Source organism: Verminephrobacter aporrectodeae subsp. tuberculatae At4 (genome assembly GCF_000193225.1).
Taxonomy (GTDB): domain Bacteria; phylum Pseudomonadota; class Gammaproteobacteria; order Burkholderiales; family Burkholderiaceae_C; genus Acidovorax; species Acidovorax aporrectodeae.
Genome location: NZ_AFAL01000950.1, coordinates 1 through 17,355 on the forward strand (window position 1 = coordinate 1; position 17,355 = coordinate 17,355).

General features: G+C 66.0%; 12 protein-coding genes and 1 pseudogene. 3 read left to right on the forward strand and 10 right to left on the reverse strand.

What is annotated here, in order from left to right; translation table 11 throughout:
* Positions 1-1,119, forward strand: a 1,119-nt coding sequence (locus VTU_RS0122455; protein ID WP_010109543.1) for an enolase C-terminal domain-like protein, incomplete at its 5' end; no start/stop codon positions are given.
* 39 nt (positions 1,120-1,158) lie between these two features.
* On the opposite strand, the gene VTU_RS0122460 is transcribed toward VTU_RS0122455, so the two are convergent.
* The 10 genes from VTU_RS0122460 to VTU_RS0122505 all read right to left on the reverse strand — a co-directional run bounded on the left by VTU_RS0122460 (position 1,159) and on the right by VTU_RS0122505 (position 12,478).
* Positions 1,159-1,941: a TSUP family transporter gene (locus VTU_RS0122460; RefSeq protein WP_010109545.1), complete on the reverse strand. Its 783-nt coding sequence runs from the start codon at positions 1,939-1,941 to the stop codon at positions 1,159-1,161.
* A gap of 66 nt (positions 1,942-2,007) precedes the next feature.
* Entirely contained in the window at positions 2,008-2,643 is a 636-nt protein-coding gene (locus VTU_RS0122465; RefSeq protein ID WP_029554656.1) for an FMN-dependent NADH-azoreductase, read from the reverse strand.
* A gap of 183 nt (positions 2,644-2,826) precedes the next feature.
* Complete coding sequence (locus VTU_RS0122470; RefSeq protein WP_010109550.1) at positions 2,827-4,326, reverse strand: FAD-linked oxidase C-terminal domain-containing protein; 1,500 nt, start codon at positions 4,324-4,326, stop codon at positions 2,827-2,829.
* Positions 4,327-4,340: 14 nt separating this feature from the next.
* Positions 4,341-5,189, reverse strand: a complete 849-nt coding sequence (gene purU / locus VTU_RS0122475) for a formyltetrahydrofolate deformylase (protein WP_010109553.1) — start codon at positions 5,187-5,189, stop codon at positions 4,341-4,343.
* 42 nt (positions 5,190-5,231) lie between these two features.
* Positions 5,232-6,053 (reverse strand): M55 family metallopeptidase, encoded by an 822-nt coding sequence (locus tag VTU_RS0122480; protein ID WP_010109555.1) that lies wholly within the window; start codon positions 6,051-6,053, stop codon positions 5,232-5,234.
* Positions 6,050-7,117, reverse strand: coding sequence for a P1 family peptidase (locus tag VTU_RS0122485; protein WP_010109557.1), 1,068 nt, complete (start codon positions 7,115-7,117; stop codon positions 6,050-6,052). Before VTU_RS0122485 ends, VTU_RS0122480 begins: the two co-directional genes overlap by 4 nt.
* Before the next feature lie 7 nt (positions 7,118-7,124).
* Positions 7,125-8,039, reverse strand: a complete 915-nt coding sequence (gsiD, locus tag VTU_RS0122490) for a glutathione ABC transporter permease GsiD (RefSeq protein WP_010109559.1) — start codon at positions 8,037-8,039, stop codon at positions 7,125-7,127.
* A 10-nt stretch (positions 8,040-8,049) separates the two neighbouring features.
* On the reverse strand, positions 8,050-8,970 hold the full coding sequence (gene gsiC / locus VTU_RS0122495) for a glutathione ABC transporter permease GsiC (protein ID WP_010109561.1): 921 nt from the start codon (positions 8,968-8,970) through the stop codon (positions 8,050-8,052).
* Positions 8,971-9,015: 45 nt separating this feature from the next.
* Positions 9,016-10,575, reverse strand: coding sequence for a glutathione ABC transporter substrate-binding protein GsiB (gene gsiB, locus VTU_RS0122500; RefSeq protein ID WP_010109563.1), 1,560 nt, complete (start codon positions 10,573-10,575; stop codon positions 9,016-9,018).
* 31 nt (positions 10,576-10,606) lie between these two features.
* Positions 10,607-12,478: a dipeptide ABC transporter ATP-binding protein gene (locus VTU_RS0122505; protein ID WP_029554657.1), complete on the reverse strand. Its 1,872-nt coding sequence runs from the start codon at positions 12,476-12,478 to the stop codon at positions 10,607-10,609.
* A 593-nt stretch (positions 12,479-13,071) separates the two neighbouring features.
* Here VTU_RS0122505 and VTU_RS35240 point away from each other — a divergent pair.
* A pseudogene (locus VTU_RS35240) lies at positions 13,072-16,445 on the forward strand (beta-ketoacyl synthase N-terminal-like domain-containing protein); the annotation flags it as partial.
* A 294-nt stretch (positions 16,446-16,739) separates the two neighbouring features.
* Positions 16,740-17,355 (forward strand): acyltransferase domain-containing protein (locus tag VTU_RS35245; protein ID WP_236610840.1); only part of this gene is annotated, 616 nt, incomplete at its 3' end.

Genomic DNA, 17,355 nt, shown 5'->3' on the forward strand with positions numbered 1-17,355 from the left:
GCGCTGCTGTCCCTGCTCATGCGCTGCCAGCACGGCCTGGCGGGCGGCAGCGCCTTTGACCTGCACCGCCTCTGGCAACAGGTGCAGCGCCATGCCGCCCAGGCCATGGCGCAAACCACCGCGCACGGGGAGATGGAACTCGCGCCCGGCTCGCTGAGCAGCCATCTGGCCAGCAGCGCCTACTCCGCGTTTGAAGTCGCGTTTCTGGACTTGCAGGCGCGCACGCTGGGCATTCCGCTGGTGGACTTGCTCGGCGGCAAGGTCCGCGACAAGGTGGCCTACAGCGCCTACCTGTTCTACAAATGGAATGCCGCGGTAGACCCCGAGTACGCGCCCGACCCGTACGGCGAGGCGCTGAACCCGGCGCAGATCGTGGCCCAGGCGCAGAGCATGATTGCGCAGTACGGCTTTGAAAGCATCAAGCTCAAGGCCGGCGTCATGGATCCGATGCAGGAAGCCGATGCCATCCTGGCGCTCAAGGCCGCGTTTCCCGGCCGACCCTTGCGCATCGACCCGAACGGCAACTGGAGCCTGGCGACCAGCCTCAAGGTGGCCGACAGGTTGCAGGGCAGCCTGGAATACTACGAAGACCCCACGCCCACGCTGGAAGGCATGGCCCAGGTGCATCGCGCCAGCGGCATGCCGCTGGCCACGAACATGGTGGTGACCAACTGGAGCGAGCTGCGCCGCGCGGTGCCACTCGACGCAGTGCAAATCCTGCTCTCCGACCACCATTACTGGGGCGGCCTGCGCGCCACGCAGGCGCTGGCCAAGACCTGCGAGGCCTTTGGCCTGGGGCTGTCCATGCACTCCAACTCGCACCTGGGTATCAGCCTGATGGCCATGACGCACCTGGCAGCGTCCGTGCAGCACCTGAGCTACGCCTGCGACACGCATTACCCCTGGCAGAGCGAAGAGGTTCTGGTGGGCGGCAAGCTGCCCATCGTGGGGGGCTGCGTGCACCTGACGGACAAGCCCGGCCTGGGTGTGGAACTGGACCCGCACAAACTCGCCGAGTTGCACGATGCCTTCAAGTCCTGCCGCATCCGCACCCGCAATGACGTGGCGCAGATGCAGCGCTACCGCCCCGATTGGCGCCAGATCAAACCCCGGTTCTGAACAGAACCACGCACCGTCGTCAAACGGAGCATGGCCCCTCTACCAGGAATTCAGAAATGCCATGCGCAAAGGGTTGCTCTCCATGCTCAGGAGTTTGATCGCCAGGGCGCAGCACACAAGGACCAACAGGGGTTTGACCAAACGCGGGCCAACGCGCACGGCTGCGCGGGCGCCAAGTTGTGCGCCAGCAAACGCGGCGAGCGCCATCGCCACTGCGAGTGGCCAGACTATCACGCCTTTGGCAATGAAAATGGACAGCGAACCCAGGTTGCACGATGCGTTGGCAATCTTGGTAAAACTCATGGCGCGCATCATGCCCAGGCCACAGAGAAGCACAAAACCGACCATGAAGAACGAGCCGACACCGGGGCCAAATATGCCATCGTACATACCAAGGAGCGGTGCGACGGTGATGGAAAAAACGAAGATGCTGATTCTTCTGCGCCGTTCTTCATTTCCAAGTCGCGGTGAAAATATGAAATAGAGGGCGACGAAGATCAGCATGACCGGCACGCAGGCCTCCAGCCAACGCTTGTTGACTGCACTCACGAGCAGGGCGCCGCAGGCCCCGCCAAAGAATCCGCAGAAAACAAGCCATCGGCTTTCCCGCCATTCGATCAGACCTTTGCGGGCAAAGGCCACGGTTGCGGATACCGTGGCGGAGGCCGCCTGGAATTTGTTCGTTGCTATTGCACTCACAGGTTCCAGCCCCGCCAGAAACAGGGCGGGTAATGTGATCAATCCTCCGCCACCCGCGATGGCATCAAAGAATCCCGCCAAAAAGGCCACTGCCGTCAACATGCCGATGGCATCCCAAGTCATATTCATTCCATGCGCATGAAGACGGCAGTGTTCTGCCAGAGGATTGAATCCCGGTCTCCGGGTTATTTATTTTGCAAAAACCAGGGCCCTGGATGCCACTTCCGCGGCCCTTGCCAGAGCCGCTTCCTTGGTTGCCTGCACGTTCATGTTCAGGACGGTTGGCGAGAAATCGATCCGATCGATCAGCTCGATGCCGACGAATTCCAACCAGTCAATGAGGTATGGCATGTTGAAATCCGATCCGAAGCCTGGCTGAATGCCTTCGTGGTAGACGCCGCTGGCCTGAATGACCACCGCCTTCCTGCCCGTCAATAAACCACTGTAGCCCTTTGCGGGATCGAACCCGAAGGCCCAGCCAGGCTGGGTCACGATATCGATGAACTGCTTGAGCGCGTAGGGGGTGCCATTGTTCCAGAGGGGCGTGTTGATGACCAGAAACTCGGCCGCTGCGAGCCTGTCGAAGACGGTCCGTACGTCAGACCAGACGCTCTCCTGCTCCGGCGTCATCGCGCTTCCGCTGAAAAGGGCCATTTTGGCAGCGGCAGCGACTTCACCAAACTCGGGCATCTCCCCGGCAAACAGGTTCATGCGATGAATATCGATCGCATGCTGCTTTTTCAGATCGGAAAGAAATGCTTGTGCAATATCGAGTGACGTGCTTGCACTCCCGCGGGGGGAGGCGTTGAGATGGAGAACTTTCATGGGGGAACTTTCTTTTGGACCAACAAAAAAACACCCGCGAGAAACTCACGGGTGTGCTCGCCAACCGTCAGCCAGATTTTCCGGAAGGTCCGGGGCAGATGATGGCGATGCAGTCATCGATCCTACGGCATTCGCGCGCAACGCGCTGGGCGTGCGGGAAAGACCATTCAAGGTAAAAGCCCTTTAAAAGCGCGGCAATTCGGGGTGGCTGATCTGCCCGCCGCGCACCAGCATTTTTCCGTATTCGGCGCAGCGGTTCAGCGTCGGGATCACCTTGCCGGGGTTGAGCAGCCCGGCGGGGTCGAAGGCCTGCTTGAGCGCGAGCATTTGCGCGCATTCTTCGGCGCTGAATTGCACGCACATGCTGTTGAGTTTCTCCACGCCCACGCCATGCTCGCCGGTGACCGTGCCGCCCATGGCCACGCTGGTCTCCAGGATGTCGGCGCCAAACAGTTCGCAGCGGCGCAGTTGGTCGGCGTCGTTGGCGTCGAACAGGATCAGCGGGTGCAGGTTGCCGTCGCCGGCGTGGAATACGTTGGCGCAGCGCAGCTGGTATTTCTTTTCCATTTGCTGGATCGCCAGCAGGATGTCGGCCAGCCGCCGGCGCGGAATGGTCGAGTCCATGCACATGTAGTCGGGGCTGATGCGGCCGCTCGCGGGGAAGGCGTTCTTGCGTCCGCTCCAAAAGCGCAGGCGCTCGGCTTCGTCGCGGCTGACCGACAGCGCGGTCGCGCCGGCGGCGCGCAGCACGGCGCCCATGCGCGCGATTTCTTCTTGCACCTCTTCGGGCGTTCCGTCGCTCTCGCACAGCAAAATGGCTTCGGCGGTCAGGTCGTAGCCGGCGTGCACGAAGTCCTCGACCGCTGCGGTCATCGGCCGGTCCATCATCTCCAGGCCGGCGGGGATGATTCCGGCGGCGATCACTGCGGCCACGGCCGCGCCGGCTTTGCGCACGTCGTCAAAGCTGGCCATGATGCAGCGCGCCAGCGGCGGCTTGGGGATCAGTTTCACGGTGACCTCGGTGGTCACGGCGAGCATGCCCTCGCTGCCGATCACGGCGGCCAGCAGGTCGTAGCCCGGGGTGTCGAGGGCCTCGCTGCCGAACTCCACCGGCTCGCCGTCGGCCATGAAGCCGCTGATTTTCAGCACGTTGTGCAGCGTCAGACCGTACTTCAGGCAGTGCACGCCGCCCGAGTTCTCGGCCACGTTGCCGCCAATGGTGCAGGCGATCTGGCTGCTCGGGTCGGGCGCGTAGTACAGGCCGTAGGGCGCCGCCGCCTCGCTGATCGCCAGGTTGCGCACGCCGCATTGCACCAGCGCCGTGCGCTGCTCGGGGTTCAGCGCGAGGATGCGGTTCAGCCGGGCCAGCGACAGCGTCACCCCCATGGCGTGGGGCATCGCCCCCCCGGACAGCCCCGTGCCCGCGCCGCGCGCGACCACCGGCACCTGCAAGCGGTGGCAGAGCCTGAGCAGGGCCTGCACCTGGTCGCGGGTTTCGGGCAGGCATACCAGCAGCGGGCGCTGGCGGTACGCGGTCAGGCCGTCGCATTCGTAGGGCGTCGTGTCTTCGTCCTGCCAGAGCAGGGCCTGCTCGGGCAGGACGCGGCCCAGGGCCTGGACCAGCTCGGCCTGGCGTGCGGCGCGTTCGGCGGCGGTGATGGTGGGGGCGGTGGGGGTGTTCATTTTGCAGCCCGGCGTCAGCGGAAGATGACGGTCTTGTGCCCGTTGAGCAGCACGCGGTGCTCGCTGTGCCACTTGACCGCGCGGGCCAGGACCTGGCTCTCGGTATCGCGCCCGCGGGCGGTCAGGGCTTCGACGGTGTCGGTGTGCTCGGCGCGGGTGACGTCTTGTTCGATGATCGGGCCCTCGTCGAGGTCCGGCGTGACGTAGTGCGCGGTGGCGCCGATCAGCTTCACGCCACGGTCGTGCGCCTGGGCGTAGGGCTTGGCGCCCTTGAAGCTGGGCAGGAAGCTGTGGTGGATGTTGATCGCGCGGCCGGTCAGCCGCTGGCACAGCGCGTCCGAGAGCACCTGCATGTAGCGCGCGAGCACCACCAGCTCGGCGCTTTCGGCCTCGATGATCTCCAACTGCCTGGCCTCGGCCTGCGCCTTCGTGGCGGGCGTGACAGGCAGGTGGTGGAACGGCACGTTGTAGCTTGCCGCCAGCTGGTAGAAGTCGCGGTGGTTGCTGATGATCGCGCGGATGTCCACCGACAGCAGGCCGGACTTCCAGCGGAACAGCAGGTCGTTCAGGCAATGGCCTTCCTTGCTCACGAGCAGCACCGTCTTGATCGGCTGGTCCGTGGCGTGCAGGCTCCAGCGCATCTGGTGGGGTTCGGCAAAGCGCGCCAGCTGGTCCTGGAGGCTGGCGCGGTCATGCGGTGCGCAAGCAAACTGCACGCGCATGAAGAACAGGCCCGTGGCGTGGTCGTTGTACTGCGCGGCTTCTTCGACGTTGCCGCCATGCTCGAGCAAAAAGCCCGAGACGGCGTGCACCAGCCCCAGGCGGTCGGGGCAGGACAGGGTCAGGATATAGGAATGGCTCATGGCGGCGCGATTGTCGCAGCAGGGCAGAGGCTGCACCGCCCCTCAGCGCAGCAGCATCGCCGACATCGCCGAGCAGCAGTTGAGCATGCGCACGGCCGCTTCCACCGTGTCGGTGGTGAAGCGCAGGGTCACGCCATCGACGCGTTCCAAGGCCGGCCATTGGCAGAAAAGATCCGCCTGGGCCGGCGATTGGGTGCGCAGCGTGACCGCCTGCGGCCCTTTGAAGACCAGCGGGACTGCGCCGGAGCGCGCAGCCAGGGCCTGCGCCGTGCCGGCCCGGATCGCCTGGCGCGATTCCTCCGGGGACAAGGACACGCCGCTGTGGCAGCCCGTGGCCCGCTTGGTCTGCACGAAGGTCGCATGCGGAAAGAGCGGCCGGTTCTCGGCGATGAACACGTCGTCCCCGCTGCCCATCACCACCGGTACGCCATATTCGCCGGCCAGTGCCCCGTAGAGTCCGGCTTCGCCCAGTTCCTGCGCGCCCAGCCAGACGCCGGCAAAGGCAGAACCGTTGATCGTGTGCGCGAGGATTCCGCGTCCCTGCGCACGCGCGTGGTAGCCCACCATGCACAGCGCGTCCACGCCCTCTTCGACGCCCGCCACCATGCCCAGGTAGCGCGGCTTGCCCTGCACGACGCGGGCGCGCGCGTCGAGCACGTCGGGCGGCATGTTGCGAAAGCCGCCGTGCGAGTCGTTCACCAGCACCCGCGTGGCGCCCGCGTCGAAAGCGCCGGCAATTGCGGCGTTCGCCTCCTGCGCCATGAGCAGGCGCGCGCGTTCGAACTCCGGGTTGCCGGGGCGCGCCTGTTCCGCGTGGTAGACGCCGGCCACGCCTTCGATGTCGGTGGAGACCAGGACTTTCATGCGGGGGTGCGCGCTGGAGCGAAGGAAGGCAAGCGCGCCAGCACCTCGCCGAGGGGGGCCCGGTGATTGCCGTCGCGGCCCGTCACGGCCGTGGCGTGCCAGAGCGCGTGGAGAATCGCCTGCTCGGTGCTGTCGGCTGTGGCCTGGAAGAGCCCGTCGAGCAATTCCTCGTGCAGCAGCGCGATGGCAGGCATCGGTCGCTCAACGCGGTCCGGCACGGTGCAGGCCGTGGAGAAGGCGAGCACGATGTCGCCGCTGCCATGGCCGAGGACCGAGCCGGTGCGCGCCAGCCCCGCGCCCGCGCGCAGCGCCAGCCGCCGCAGTTGCCGCGCGTCGAGGGGCGCGTCGGTGGCGACGACGATGATGATCGAGCCCTTCTCCGGCTCCTGCGCCGCGGCCGCAGCCTGCGCCGCGAGCCGCGCGCCGACCGGATCGCCGGCCAGGACCAGCTGCGCCTGGCGCCCGTAGTTCGCGAGCACCAGCGTGCCGACGGTGTGCCTCCGGCGATCGGGCGCGGGCACGCACCGCGAGGCGCTGCCGATGCCGCCCTTGAGCTGAAAACTCGACATGCCGCGGCCCGCGCCGACCGAGCCCTGGGCGAAATCGCTGCCCGCGCTCTCCAGCGCATGCAGGTAGTCGGCCTCGGTCACGGCCAGCCGCTGGATATCGTTGAGGAAACCGTCGTTGCACTCGAAGACCAAGGGATTCACCGTGGGCAGCGAGCGGCCGCATTCGGGGTTGGCGGCCACGCAATGCCGGATCTGCGCCGTGGCAACCGTGCCGACGCAGAAGGTATTGGTCAGCGCAATCGGCGTCTCGAGCACGCCCAGCTCGGCCAGCTGCACCAGGCCCAGGCTCTTGCCAAAGCCGTTGAGCACCACGGCGGCCGCGGGCACCTTGTCGCGGAACGGGTCGCCTGCGTGCGCGCGGATCACCGTCACACCGGTCTGTATGGCGCCAGCGTCCAGCGTGCGGTGGCCGACCAGCACGCCCGCGACGTCGGTGATGGCATTGCGCGCGCCCTGGAGCAGGGCGCCGATGCGGGGCGCGGGCGTGGAGGGCATGGATTGATTACTGGCGGTCGATTCTTGGATCGAGCGCGTCGCGCAGCGCATCGCCGAGCAGGTTGAAGGCGAGCACGGTGAGGAAGATCGCCAGGCTGGGGAACAGCGCCACGTGCGGCGAGGTGACCATGTCGGCGCGGGCCTCGTTGAGCATCGCGCCCCATTCCGGCGTCGGCGGCTGCGCGCCCATGCCCAGGAACGACAGGCTGGCGGCCGTGATGATCGAATTGCCCACGCGCATCGAGAAGTACACGATGATCGCCGAGACCGTTCCCGGCAGGATGTGCCGCACGACGATGGTCCAGTCCGACGCGCCAATGCTGCGCTCGGCCTCGATGTAGGTCTGCTGCTTGAGCGCCAGGGTGTTGCCGCGCACGAGGCGCGCAAAAGCCGGCACGCTGAACACCGACACGGCGACCACCACGTTGCCCATGCTGCTGCCGAGAATGGCCACCACGCCGAGCGCGAGCAAGATGCCGGGGAAGGCAAACAGCACGTCGGAGATGCGCATCACGATGCGGTCCCACCAGCCCCCGTAGTAGCCGGCCAGCAGGCCGAGGGCCGTGCCGAAGAAGCCGCCCACCAGCACGGAAAAAAAGCCCGCTGCCAGCGAGATGCGCGTGCCCATGAGGATGCGGCTGAAGATATCGCGTCCCAGCGGATCGACACCGAACCAGTGTCTGCCCGAGGGCCCTTTGCCGAGCATGTCGTAGTCGAAGAAGTGCTCGGCATCGAAGGGCACGATCCACGGCGCGCACAGCGCGACGAACACCAGCAGCAGCACGAAGATCGCCGCGGCGATGCCCACGGGCTGCTGCCTGAAGCGGCGCCAGCATTCGCTCCAGGGCGTGCGCACCCGGCCCGCGGCAACCGGGGAGGGTGCAGCGATGAAGCCGGCGGACCGGTCGGAAGTTTGCGTCATGCCTGCGAGCTCACTGGTAGCGGATGGTGGGGTTGATGAAGCCGTACAGCACGTCCACGACCAGATTGATCAGAATGAATTCGAGCGAGAACAGCAGCACCAGCGTCTGTATCAACGGGTAGTCGCGCATCTGCACGGAATCGACCAGCAGGCGGCCGAGGCCGGGCCAGTTGAACACCGCCTCGACGAGGATCGAGCCGCCGAGCAAGAAACCGAACTGCAGGCCCATCATCGTGACGACCGGAATCAGCGCGTTGCGCAGGCAATGCCGGACGATGACGCTGCGCTCGCGCACGCCCTTGGCGCGCGCGGTGCGCACGAAGTCCTCCTGCATCACCTCGACGAACGACGCGCGCGTAAAGCGCGCCATCACGGCCGCGACGGCGGCGCCCAGCGTGATCGAGGGCAGGACGTAGTGCTTCCAGCTGCTCGCGCCCACCGTGGGCAGCCAGCCGAGCTGGACCGAGAAAATCTGCATCAGCAGCATGCCCAGGGCAAAGGCAGGAAAGGAGATGCCCGATACGGCCAGCGCCATGCCCAGCCGGTCGGGCCATCGGTTGCGGAACACGGCAGAGACGATGCCGATCCCCATGCCGAAAAGCACCGCCCACACCATGCTGGTCAGGGTCAACAGCAGCGTCGGGAAGAAGCGCTCGGCGATCTCCGCGGACACCGGCCGCCGCGTGCGCATCGAGGTGCCGAAGTCGCCTTGCAGCGTGTGCAGAAAGAAGCCCACGAACTGCTGCGGCAGCGGCTTGTCGAGCCCGAGTTCCTGGCGCACCATGGCCACGGTCTGCGCGTCCGCGTCCTGTCCGGCGGTCAGGCGCGCCGGGTCGCCGGGGAGCATGTGGACGAACAGGAACACCAGAGCGGCCACGATGAGCAGCGTGGGAATCAGGCCTGACAGGCGTTTGAGAAAGTAACTCAGCATGGGCGACGGAGGCCTCGCATGCGTGCGTGCGCGCTGTGCACCCCGTCAGTGCGCAACGGCGATGGCGTCGATGTTGATGTTCGCGTCGGGCATGACGTGGACACCCGACAGGCGCTTGGAGTGCGCCGACAGATTCTGGTCCGTCAGCAGCGGAACGCGCGGCAGGTCCTTGCGGATCTCGTCCTGCGCAATCTTGTAGAGCGCGGCCTTTTCCTTTGCGTCCACCGTGGTCAGCGCCTTGGCGAGCGCCTGGTCCACCACCTCGCTCTTGTAGAACGACATATTGTTGAGCTTCGGCGCCCAGGATTCGGAGGCGAACAGCGGACGCAGGCCCCAGTCGGCCTCCCCCGTGGACGACGACCAACCGGAGTAATACATGCGGACCTTGGCCGTTTTGGGGTCGGGCCAGGCATCGACCATCTCGGCGCGCTGGCCCACTTCGAGCGCCTGCACCTGCAGCCGGATGCCCACCTGCGCGAGCTGCTGCTGCACGAACTGGAGGACCTTCTGGCTGCTCGTATTGTTCGAGGAACTCCACAGCACCGACTCGAACCCGTCCGGGTAGCCGCCTTCCTTGAGCAGTTCCCTGGCTTTCTTCACGTCGTACGGAATCGGCGCCATCTTTTCGGCGAACTGCACGCCCTGCGGCAGCACGCCTTGCGCAGGAAAGGCGTAGCCGCCGAACGCAACCTTGGCCAGCGCCTCCTTGTTGATGGCGTAGCCGATGGCCTCGCGCACCTTCGGGTTGTCGTATGGCTTGTGCAGCATGTTGAACGCCAGGAAGCGCATCATGATCGAGGGCGACGCGACCACTTCGAGCTTGTTGCTCGCCTTCAGCAGCTGCGCCTGTTCATAGGGAATCGGGAAGGCGAAGTCGGCCTCGCCGGTCTGCAGCATCGCGGCGCGCGTGTTGTTCTCGGGCACCGGCTTCCATGCGAGGGTGTCGATCTTCGGGTAGCCCTTCTTCCAGTAGCCGTCGAACTTCTTGGCCTTCACGGCGTCGGTCTGCTTCCACTCGACGAACTCGAAGGGGCCGGTGCCAACGGGGTGGAAGGCAATGTCCTTGTTGCCCCATTTCTTCAGCGCGGCGGGTGAAATCATCGCCGCCGAGGCGTGGGCCAGCGAGTTGATGAAGGGGCCGAAAGGCTCCTTGAGCGTGATGCGCACGGTGTCGGCGTTGAGCACCTCGACCCGGGCCATGCGGTTGAACTGGTTGTGGCGCAGCAGCTTGTTCTCCCGATTCAGCACGCGGTCCAGCGTGAGCTTCACGGCGTGCGCGTCGAAGTCGGTGCCGTCGTGGAACTTCACGCCGGTGCGCAGCCGGAAGGTGTAGACCAGCCCGTCCTTCGACATGTCGTGGCTCTCGGCGAGCACGTTCCGTATTTTCAGGTCCTTGTCGAACTGGAACAGACCTTCATAGAAGGACTTGGTCACGGCCGTGGTGATGGTCGAGTTGGTGTTGTACGGGTCCAGCGTTTCCGGTTGGTAGCCGATCGCCAGGACCACGTCGCGCGCAGCCAGCGCCGTGCCCGACGCGGCCAGCGCGGCCAGGCCCAGCAGTGCGGACAGCCAGCGGGAAGAGGAAGAGAAAGAGGATTGCTGCATGGAGAGACTCCGGTCGGTTCATGGAAGGAAATCAGAAAGCACCGCCGATGGCGTGCCGCGCAACGAAGTGGCCCGGCGCCACCTGCACCAGGGGCGGCACGTCGGGCTCATCGCCGAGCGCGCGGATCGGGCCGGGAATTTCGCCCTCGGGCAAGGCGCGCGGCCTGTGGCGGTGCGCCGGGTCGGCCACGGGAACGGCCGCCATGAGCCGGCGGGTGTAGGCGTGCTGCGGCGCCTCGAACACGGCGCGGCGCGGGCCGATCTCGACGATCTGGCCCAGGTACATCACGGCCACGCGGTGGCTGATGCGTTCGACCACGGCCATGTCGTGCGAGATGAACAGGAAGGCGACGCCCAGCTCGCGCTGCAGGTCGAGCATCAGGTTCACGATCTGCGCCTGAATGGACACGTCGAGCGCCGACACCGATTCGTCCGCCACCACGACCCCGGGATTGAGCGCGAGCGCACGGGCGATGGCGATGCGTTGGCGCTGACCGCCCGAGAACTCGTGCGGATAGCGCTGCGCGAACTCGGGCGGCAGGCCGACCCTTTGCAGCAGCCAGTCAACGCGCTGCCGGGCTGCAACGCCCTTGGCGATGCCGTGGATGAGCAGCGGCTCCATGATCGAGAAGCCGACCGTCACGCGCGGATCGAGCGAAGCGAACGGGTCCTGGAAGATGAACTGGATATTGCGGCGCAAGGCCTGCAACTCGCGCGCGGGCAGCGCGCGGACGTTCTTTCCGCCAAACTCGATCACGCCACTCTGGCTCTCGACCAGGCGCAGCAGCGAGCGACCGGTGGTCGATTTGCCGCAGCCCGATTCGCCGACCAGCGCCAGCGTTTCGCCGGGGTACAGGTCGAAGCTGATTTTCTCCACCGCATGCACGCGGCGCTTCACGCGGCCGAACACGCCGCTGCGCACGTCGAAGCGCGTGACCAGGTCGCGCACCCGCAGGATGGGGCCGGCGTCTGCGCGCACGGTGCTCTGCGGCGCGGTGTTCGGCACGGCGGCGGCGGCGCCGTCGGCGCGCAGCAGCTCGAACTTCGCCGGCAGGTCGGTGCCCCGCATCGCGCCGAGCCGGGGCACGGCCGATAGCAGCGCGCGCGTGTAAGCGTGCTGCGGCGCGGCGAACACGGTGTGGCAGACGCCCTCCTCCACCTGGTTGCCGCAGTACATCACGAGCACCCGGTCGGCGATCTCGGCGACCACGCCCATGTCGTGCGTGATGAAGAGCACGCCCATGCGCATCTCCTCTTGCAACTCGCGGATGAGTTGCAGGATCTGCGCCTGTATCGTCACGTCCAGCGCCGTGGTGGGCTCGTCGGCAATCAGCAACTGCGGCCTGCAAGACAGCGCCATGGCGATCATCACGCGCTGGCGCATGCCGCCCGAGAGTTGGTGCGCAAAGCGGTCGAGCGTATTGCGCGCGTCGGGAATGCGCACCAGCTCCAGCATGCGCAGCGCCTCGGCGCGCGCGGCCGCGCGGCCCTTGCCCTGGTGGATGCGGATGGCTTCGGCGATCTGCTCGCCCGCGGTAAACACCGGATTCAGCGAGGTCATCGGCTCCTGGAAAATCATCGCAACGTCCGCACCGCGGACGCTGCGCATCGCGGCGTCGCGCGCTTGCGCCAGGTCGAGCACCGCGCCGCTGCGCCGCCGCAGCAGCATGCGCCCGCCCAGGATGCGCCCGCCGCCATGCTCCACCAGCCGCATCAGCGCGAGCGACGTGACCGACTTGCCCGAACCCGACTCGCCGACCACCGCAAGCGTTTCGCCGTGGTCGACGTGGAAGGAAAGGTTCCGGACGGCGTCAACGCTGCGCTCGGACGTCGCGAAGCGAACGCTGAGATTCTCGACGGCGCAAACACGGCCGTCAGCAAGCGTGCTGGCGGGGCAGGACATGGTTGCGGAGCCAGCCTTGGTGGCCGCGCCGGCGGGAGGATGTAGGCATGGGAGGGTGCGGCGGATGTAAATCAATTTGCAGAAGCGGGTCAGGAAAGAAAATTTTCTGTCATTTTCGATCAAGAACGCAAAGATCGGGCCAGGCCCCAGGGTTTGTCCGGACACGCCGGGCGCCCGGGGAGCCCCGGGAGCGTCATGATGAAAATGCCGGCGCCAGACACGCGCGCACCGTAACGGGGCGTGGCGAAATAGTAGGCAGTGGCGGCCATGGTCGGCGCCACCAGCGCGCAAGCAGCTGAAACTTTAGAGACATGAGTTACTTTTTTTAGACAAAATATGTTCCAAAATCCGCGGCGTTTCTTCTTCCTTCAGCGGACGCACAGGGATTGCGGGCGATCAGGGGATGCCATGTGCTTGCGCACATCCGAGTGGATGACGAGTTCGGTGCTTGGCGAACCCATCCCGCGTGCCTGCAAGCCCTTGGCCGGTAGCAGTAACGGATGGCAAATCGAGTTCGGCAAAAGGGGTGTGTGGGAGTTATGGCGAAAGATGATTTCTTGAATCTGGTTTCCCGTCGAGTTGAAAACAGTGCGATGCGCTTCGATTCGGTGCCCGAAGCGCTCGAATGCTGGGCTCGGACTCAGGCCGACTGCGTCGCGCTGCGGTTCCTCGCCGACGGCGAGGGGGACGCCGTATCGCTGACGTACGCTGAGCTATGGCACCGTGTCCAGGGATTGGCCAGGTACTTGGTGGCGAATGGCTATCGGGATCAACGGGTATTGCTGTTGATGCCTTCGTGCCTGGAGTACGTCGTCGCGTTCGTCGCTTGTCTGTTGGCCGGCACGGTCGCCGTTCCGCTCTACCCGCCAAGAAACAACTGGCATGACAAACGGCTGGCGGACATCAGCAACGATGCACAAGCCTGCGCGGCACTGACCCTGACGGCATTTGCAGGCCAGTTGATGGAGCGACTGCGCGCCGCAGGGGCCCGCAGCATGGACACCCTCGTCACGGTCGATCGGGGTGCGTTCGAGGGGGATGGGGGCGCGCTTGCGGTGCAACTGCCGCCCATCAATCCCTTCGCCCTCGCCTATCTCCAATACACCTCGGGGTCCACCGGCTCCCCCAAGGGGGTCATGGTGCGCCAATCGGACATCGCCTGGAACGTGCAGAGCAAGGCGATCGACTTGGACGCGCAGGAAGTCGCCGTGTCCTGGCTCCCCCTCTTCCATGACATGGGTTTGGTGCAAGGGATCGCGCTGCCCTTGGTGCGGGGGGTACCGCGGTGTTCATGCCGCCGACTGCCTTCGTGCAGGATCCACTGCGGTGGCTGCGCGCCGTTGATCGGTTCAAGGCGGTGTTCAGTGGAGCACCGAACTTTGGCTACCAGTTGTGCGTTGACGCGGTCCCGGCGGATACCGACTTGGCCTTGGACCTCCGTTCCTGGCGCATGGCACCCAATGCGGCCGAACCGATCTCCTGCGAAACCGTGCAGCAGTTCCATCGAACCTTCGGGCCATACGGGCTGTCACGAGATGCCTTGGTGGGCGCGTTCGGCATGGCGGAGGCCACGCTCCGTGTGACTACCGGCGCGGGGCCGGGAGGCGCGCCGGTCCTGCATCTGGATCGGCACGCCCTGTCCATGAATCAAATCAGGATTCGCACGCCGGAATCAGAGTCCGTCGTGGCGCTGGTCTCCAGCGGTCTGATGAGTACGGATCCCCTGGTTCGCATCGTGGACACCGGCATCGGACGGGCTCTCGAAGACTGCCAGGTCGGAGAGATCTGGGTCAGCGGATCGACCGTGTGCCCGGGGTACTGGCACAACGAGCCGGCCACGGCCGAGTCCTTCGGTCATGTCCTGGCTTCGGACCCCGGTGAATCCTTCTTGCGCACCGGTGATCTGGGTTTCACACACCAAGGGCACCTGTACGTCACGGGGCGCCTGAAGGATCTGATCATCGTTCGAGGAGCGAATCACTATCCGCAGGACATCGAGCGCGACGTCGAGAAGGCACATCCGTCATTCCGTACCGGCAGATTCAGCGCAGCGTTCACGCTGGATGACCGGGGATCGACGGCCCTCGTCGTCGTCCAGGAGGTCCGGCGCACGCAGCGCAGGAAGGTCGATGTCGACGAGATCGGACCGATGGTGGCCAGGCTGATCGCGAGTCAGCATGGGATCGAGCTCGACCAACTCGTGCTGGTCGATCCGGGCGGTGTGCCGAATACGTCCAGCGGCAAGGTCCAGCGCAAGGTGTGCCGCGCCCTGTTGCTCGAAGGTCGGCTGCCTCAGATTGCCGTGTGGACCCGCGCGCGGTCCCGGCCGACCACTCGCCCGGAGCCTGCCGAGTCGATCGCGGCGTTCGGGGGGATCGGGGGGATCGGGGGGATCGAAAACTGGTTGATCGGCGAGGTCGCGGCACTCACCGGTCTTCCCGCGAGCCACATCGACGTCGCGATGAGCTTCCATGCCCTGGGACTGGATTCGGTCAAACTGGTCCAGCTGTCAGCGCGCGTGGGGCCCGCGCTCGGCGTCCGCCTGCCGCCCTCGGTGCTCTTCGACCACCCGAGCATCACCGCCTTGGCGAATCATTTGAGCGGTGTAGCGCGGCTGTCGGAGTCGGTCTCCGATGTGTCGCGGGCAGATCCCGTGGCCATCATCGGGCTGGCCTGTCGGGTACCCGGTGCGCGGGACGTGCACGAGTTTTGGCAGCTGGTCTCCAGCGGACGGACGGCGGTGGGGGCCGTGTCGAACGCACGGCGCCACCTGACGCGGTTCGCAGCGGTTGCCGGATCGCCGCAGGCCTATCTCGGTGAGCTATCCGGTGTCGATGTCTTCGACGCCCGTTTGTTCGGGCTGGCTGCGCGCGAGGTGTCGAGCATGGACCCGCAGCAGCGGTTGGCGCTGGAAGTCGCTTGGCACGCCCTGGAAAATGCCGGCGTCGCTGCGGATCGCTTGGCCGGCAGTGCCACCGGGGTCTACGTCGGGATCAGTTCGAATGACTATTTCCGGCTGCAGCAGTCCACGGGCCATGACGAATATGCCGCAACGGGGAGCGCGCTGAGCATCGCTGCGAACCGCATTTCCTATTGCCTTGGCTTGCAGGGACCGAGCATGGCCATCGACACGGCCTGTTCCTCCTCACTCGTTGCGGTGCATCAGGCCTGTCAGGCATTGGCCTCGGACGACTGCTCGTTGGCCATCGCCGGGGGGGTCAATCTGGTGCTCTCGGCCGACCATGGGGACATCCTTGCGCAAGCGCGCATGCTGTCGGCTGACGGGCACTGCCATACTTTCGACCAGTCGGCGAATGGCTACATCCGGGGAGAGGGCTGTGGCTTCGTCGTACTCAAGCGGCTACACGCTGCACAGCGTGACGGCGATCGTGTGCTTGCCGTCATCCGTGGCAGTGCCGTCAACCAGGACGGTCGCAGCAACGGGCTGACGGCGCCGAACGGCACAGCGCAGCGACAGCTCATCCGGACTGCCCTGAAGCGGGCGGGGATCGGCCCGGGTTCCATCGGGCTGGTCGAGACCCATGGCACCGGGACACCGCTCGGGGATCCGATCGAGGTGGCGGCCTTGCGGGAGGTCCTCGACGACGCGCCGAACGAGCGGCCGTGCTTTCTCGGGGCGGTGAAGACGAACATCGGCCATCTGGAATCCGCCGCTGGAATCATCGGCCTCATCAAGGCGACGATGGCGCTCACCCATCGCGTCATTCCACCGAACCATGGGTTCAGTCGGCTCAATCCGCACATTGACTTGGAAGGTAGCCGTCTGAGCATCCCCACGCGCGCGCAGGATTGGACGGTTCCTGAGCACGAGCGGCGTTGCGCCGGCGTGAGTGCATTTGGTTTCGGTGGAACGAATGCCCATGTGATCCTCGAGGAGGGGCCCCCGGTGTTGCTGCCCACGGCATCCGGGGAGGCTCCATCCGATGGGGCGTGGACGCTCGGATTGAGCGCCGCCAGCGAGGAGAGCCTCATGCGCCTGGCCACCGAGATGGCCCGCCGCTTGCAGCATCTCGATCCCGGTGGCGCGCGGCGCTTGTGTGTGGCGATGGCCCGGCACCGCGCCCAGTTGCCCGAGCGATTGGCAATCGCGGCGTGTGACGCTGCTGCGCTGACGCAGGCCTTGCAGGACTGGGTCGCGGGCAGACCTGCCCGGCATGCGCGCATTCTCAGGGGGCGCGCCAGCGGTACGCATCGGGGTATCGTTTTTCTGTTCACGGGACAGGGCTCACAGTACCCCGGCATGGGCTGCGGGCTGGTCCGCTCCGATCCGCTCTTTCGGGCACACATCGACGCGTGCGATGCCGTACTGCGACCCTTCCTGAACGCGCCATTGCTCGAAATCCTCGAAGACCGCGGTGGGAACTACCTCTCGGACACCCGGTATGCGCAGCCCGCCCTGGTCGCCCTGGAGACGGGTCTGGTGCGCCTGTGGGCCGATCGCGGAATCGTGCCGACCTGGGTCCTGGGCCATAGCGTCGGCGAATTTGCGGCCGCGGTAGCGGCAGGGGTCATGGAGTTGCACGATGCCTTGACGCTCGTGGCGACACGGGGGCGCCTCATGGCTTCGGCTCCGGGCCAGGGGGCGATGCTGTCGGTGGCAGCGTCATCGGAAGCGGTCCTGCGCGTCCTCGGCGCGCAGGGGGGGCGGCTGGACATTGCCAGCTTCAACGCCGTCGAGCAGGTCGTGCTGTCCGGCGAGGAGGAGTCGATCCGGAGCGCGCACGCGTGTCTCCATCAAGGGGGCATCAGCTGTCGCCAGCTCACGGTCAGTCATGCCTTCCATTCGAGGCTCATGGAGCCCATCGTACCGACGTTCCGGACCGCCATGAGCGCGGTGCGGCTGGCACAGCCGCGGT

Coding starts and splice junctions, on each gene's coding strand:
- purU (WP_010109553.1), bottom strand. CDS start 5,189: ATGAGCCATTCCTATATCCTGACCCTGTCCTGCCCCGACCGCCTGGGG.
- VTU_RS0122465 (WP_029554656.1), bottom strand. CDS start 2,643: ATGAAAGTTCTCCATCTCAACGCCTCCCCCCGCGGGAGTGCAAGCACG.
- VTU_RS0122470 (WP_010109550.1), bottom strand. CDS start 4,326: ATGAACACCCCCACCGCCCCCACCATCACCGCCGCCGAACGCGCCGCA.
- VTU_RS0122460 (WP_010109545.1), bottom strand. CDS start 1,941: ATGACTTGGGATGCCATCGGCATGTTGACGGCAGTGGCCTTTTTGGCG.
- VTU_RS0122505 (WP_029554657.1), bottom strand. CDS start 12,478: ATGTCCTGCCCCGCCAGCACGCTTGCTGACGGCCGTGTTTGCGCCGTC.
- gsiD (WP_010109559.1), bottom strand. CDS start 8,039: ATGACGCAAACTTCCGACCGGTCCGCCGGCTTCATCGCTGCACCCTCC.
- VTU_RS0122480 (WP_010109555.1), bottom strand. CDS start 6,053: ATGAAAGTCCTGGTCTCCACCGACATCGAAGGCGTGGCCGGCGTCTAC.
- VTU_RS0122485 (WP_010109557.1), bottom strand. CDS start 7,117: ATGCCCTCCACGCCCGCGCCCCGCATCGGCGCCCTGCTCCAGGGCGCG.
- gsiC (WP_010109561.1), bottom strand. CDS start 8,970: ATGCTGAGTTACTTTCTCAAACGCCTGTCAGGCCTGATTCCCACGCTG.
- gsiB (WP_010109563.1), bottom strand. CDS start 10,575: ATGCAGCAATCCTCTTTCTCTTCCTCTTCCCGCTGGCTGTCCGCACTG.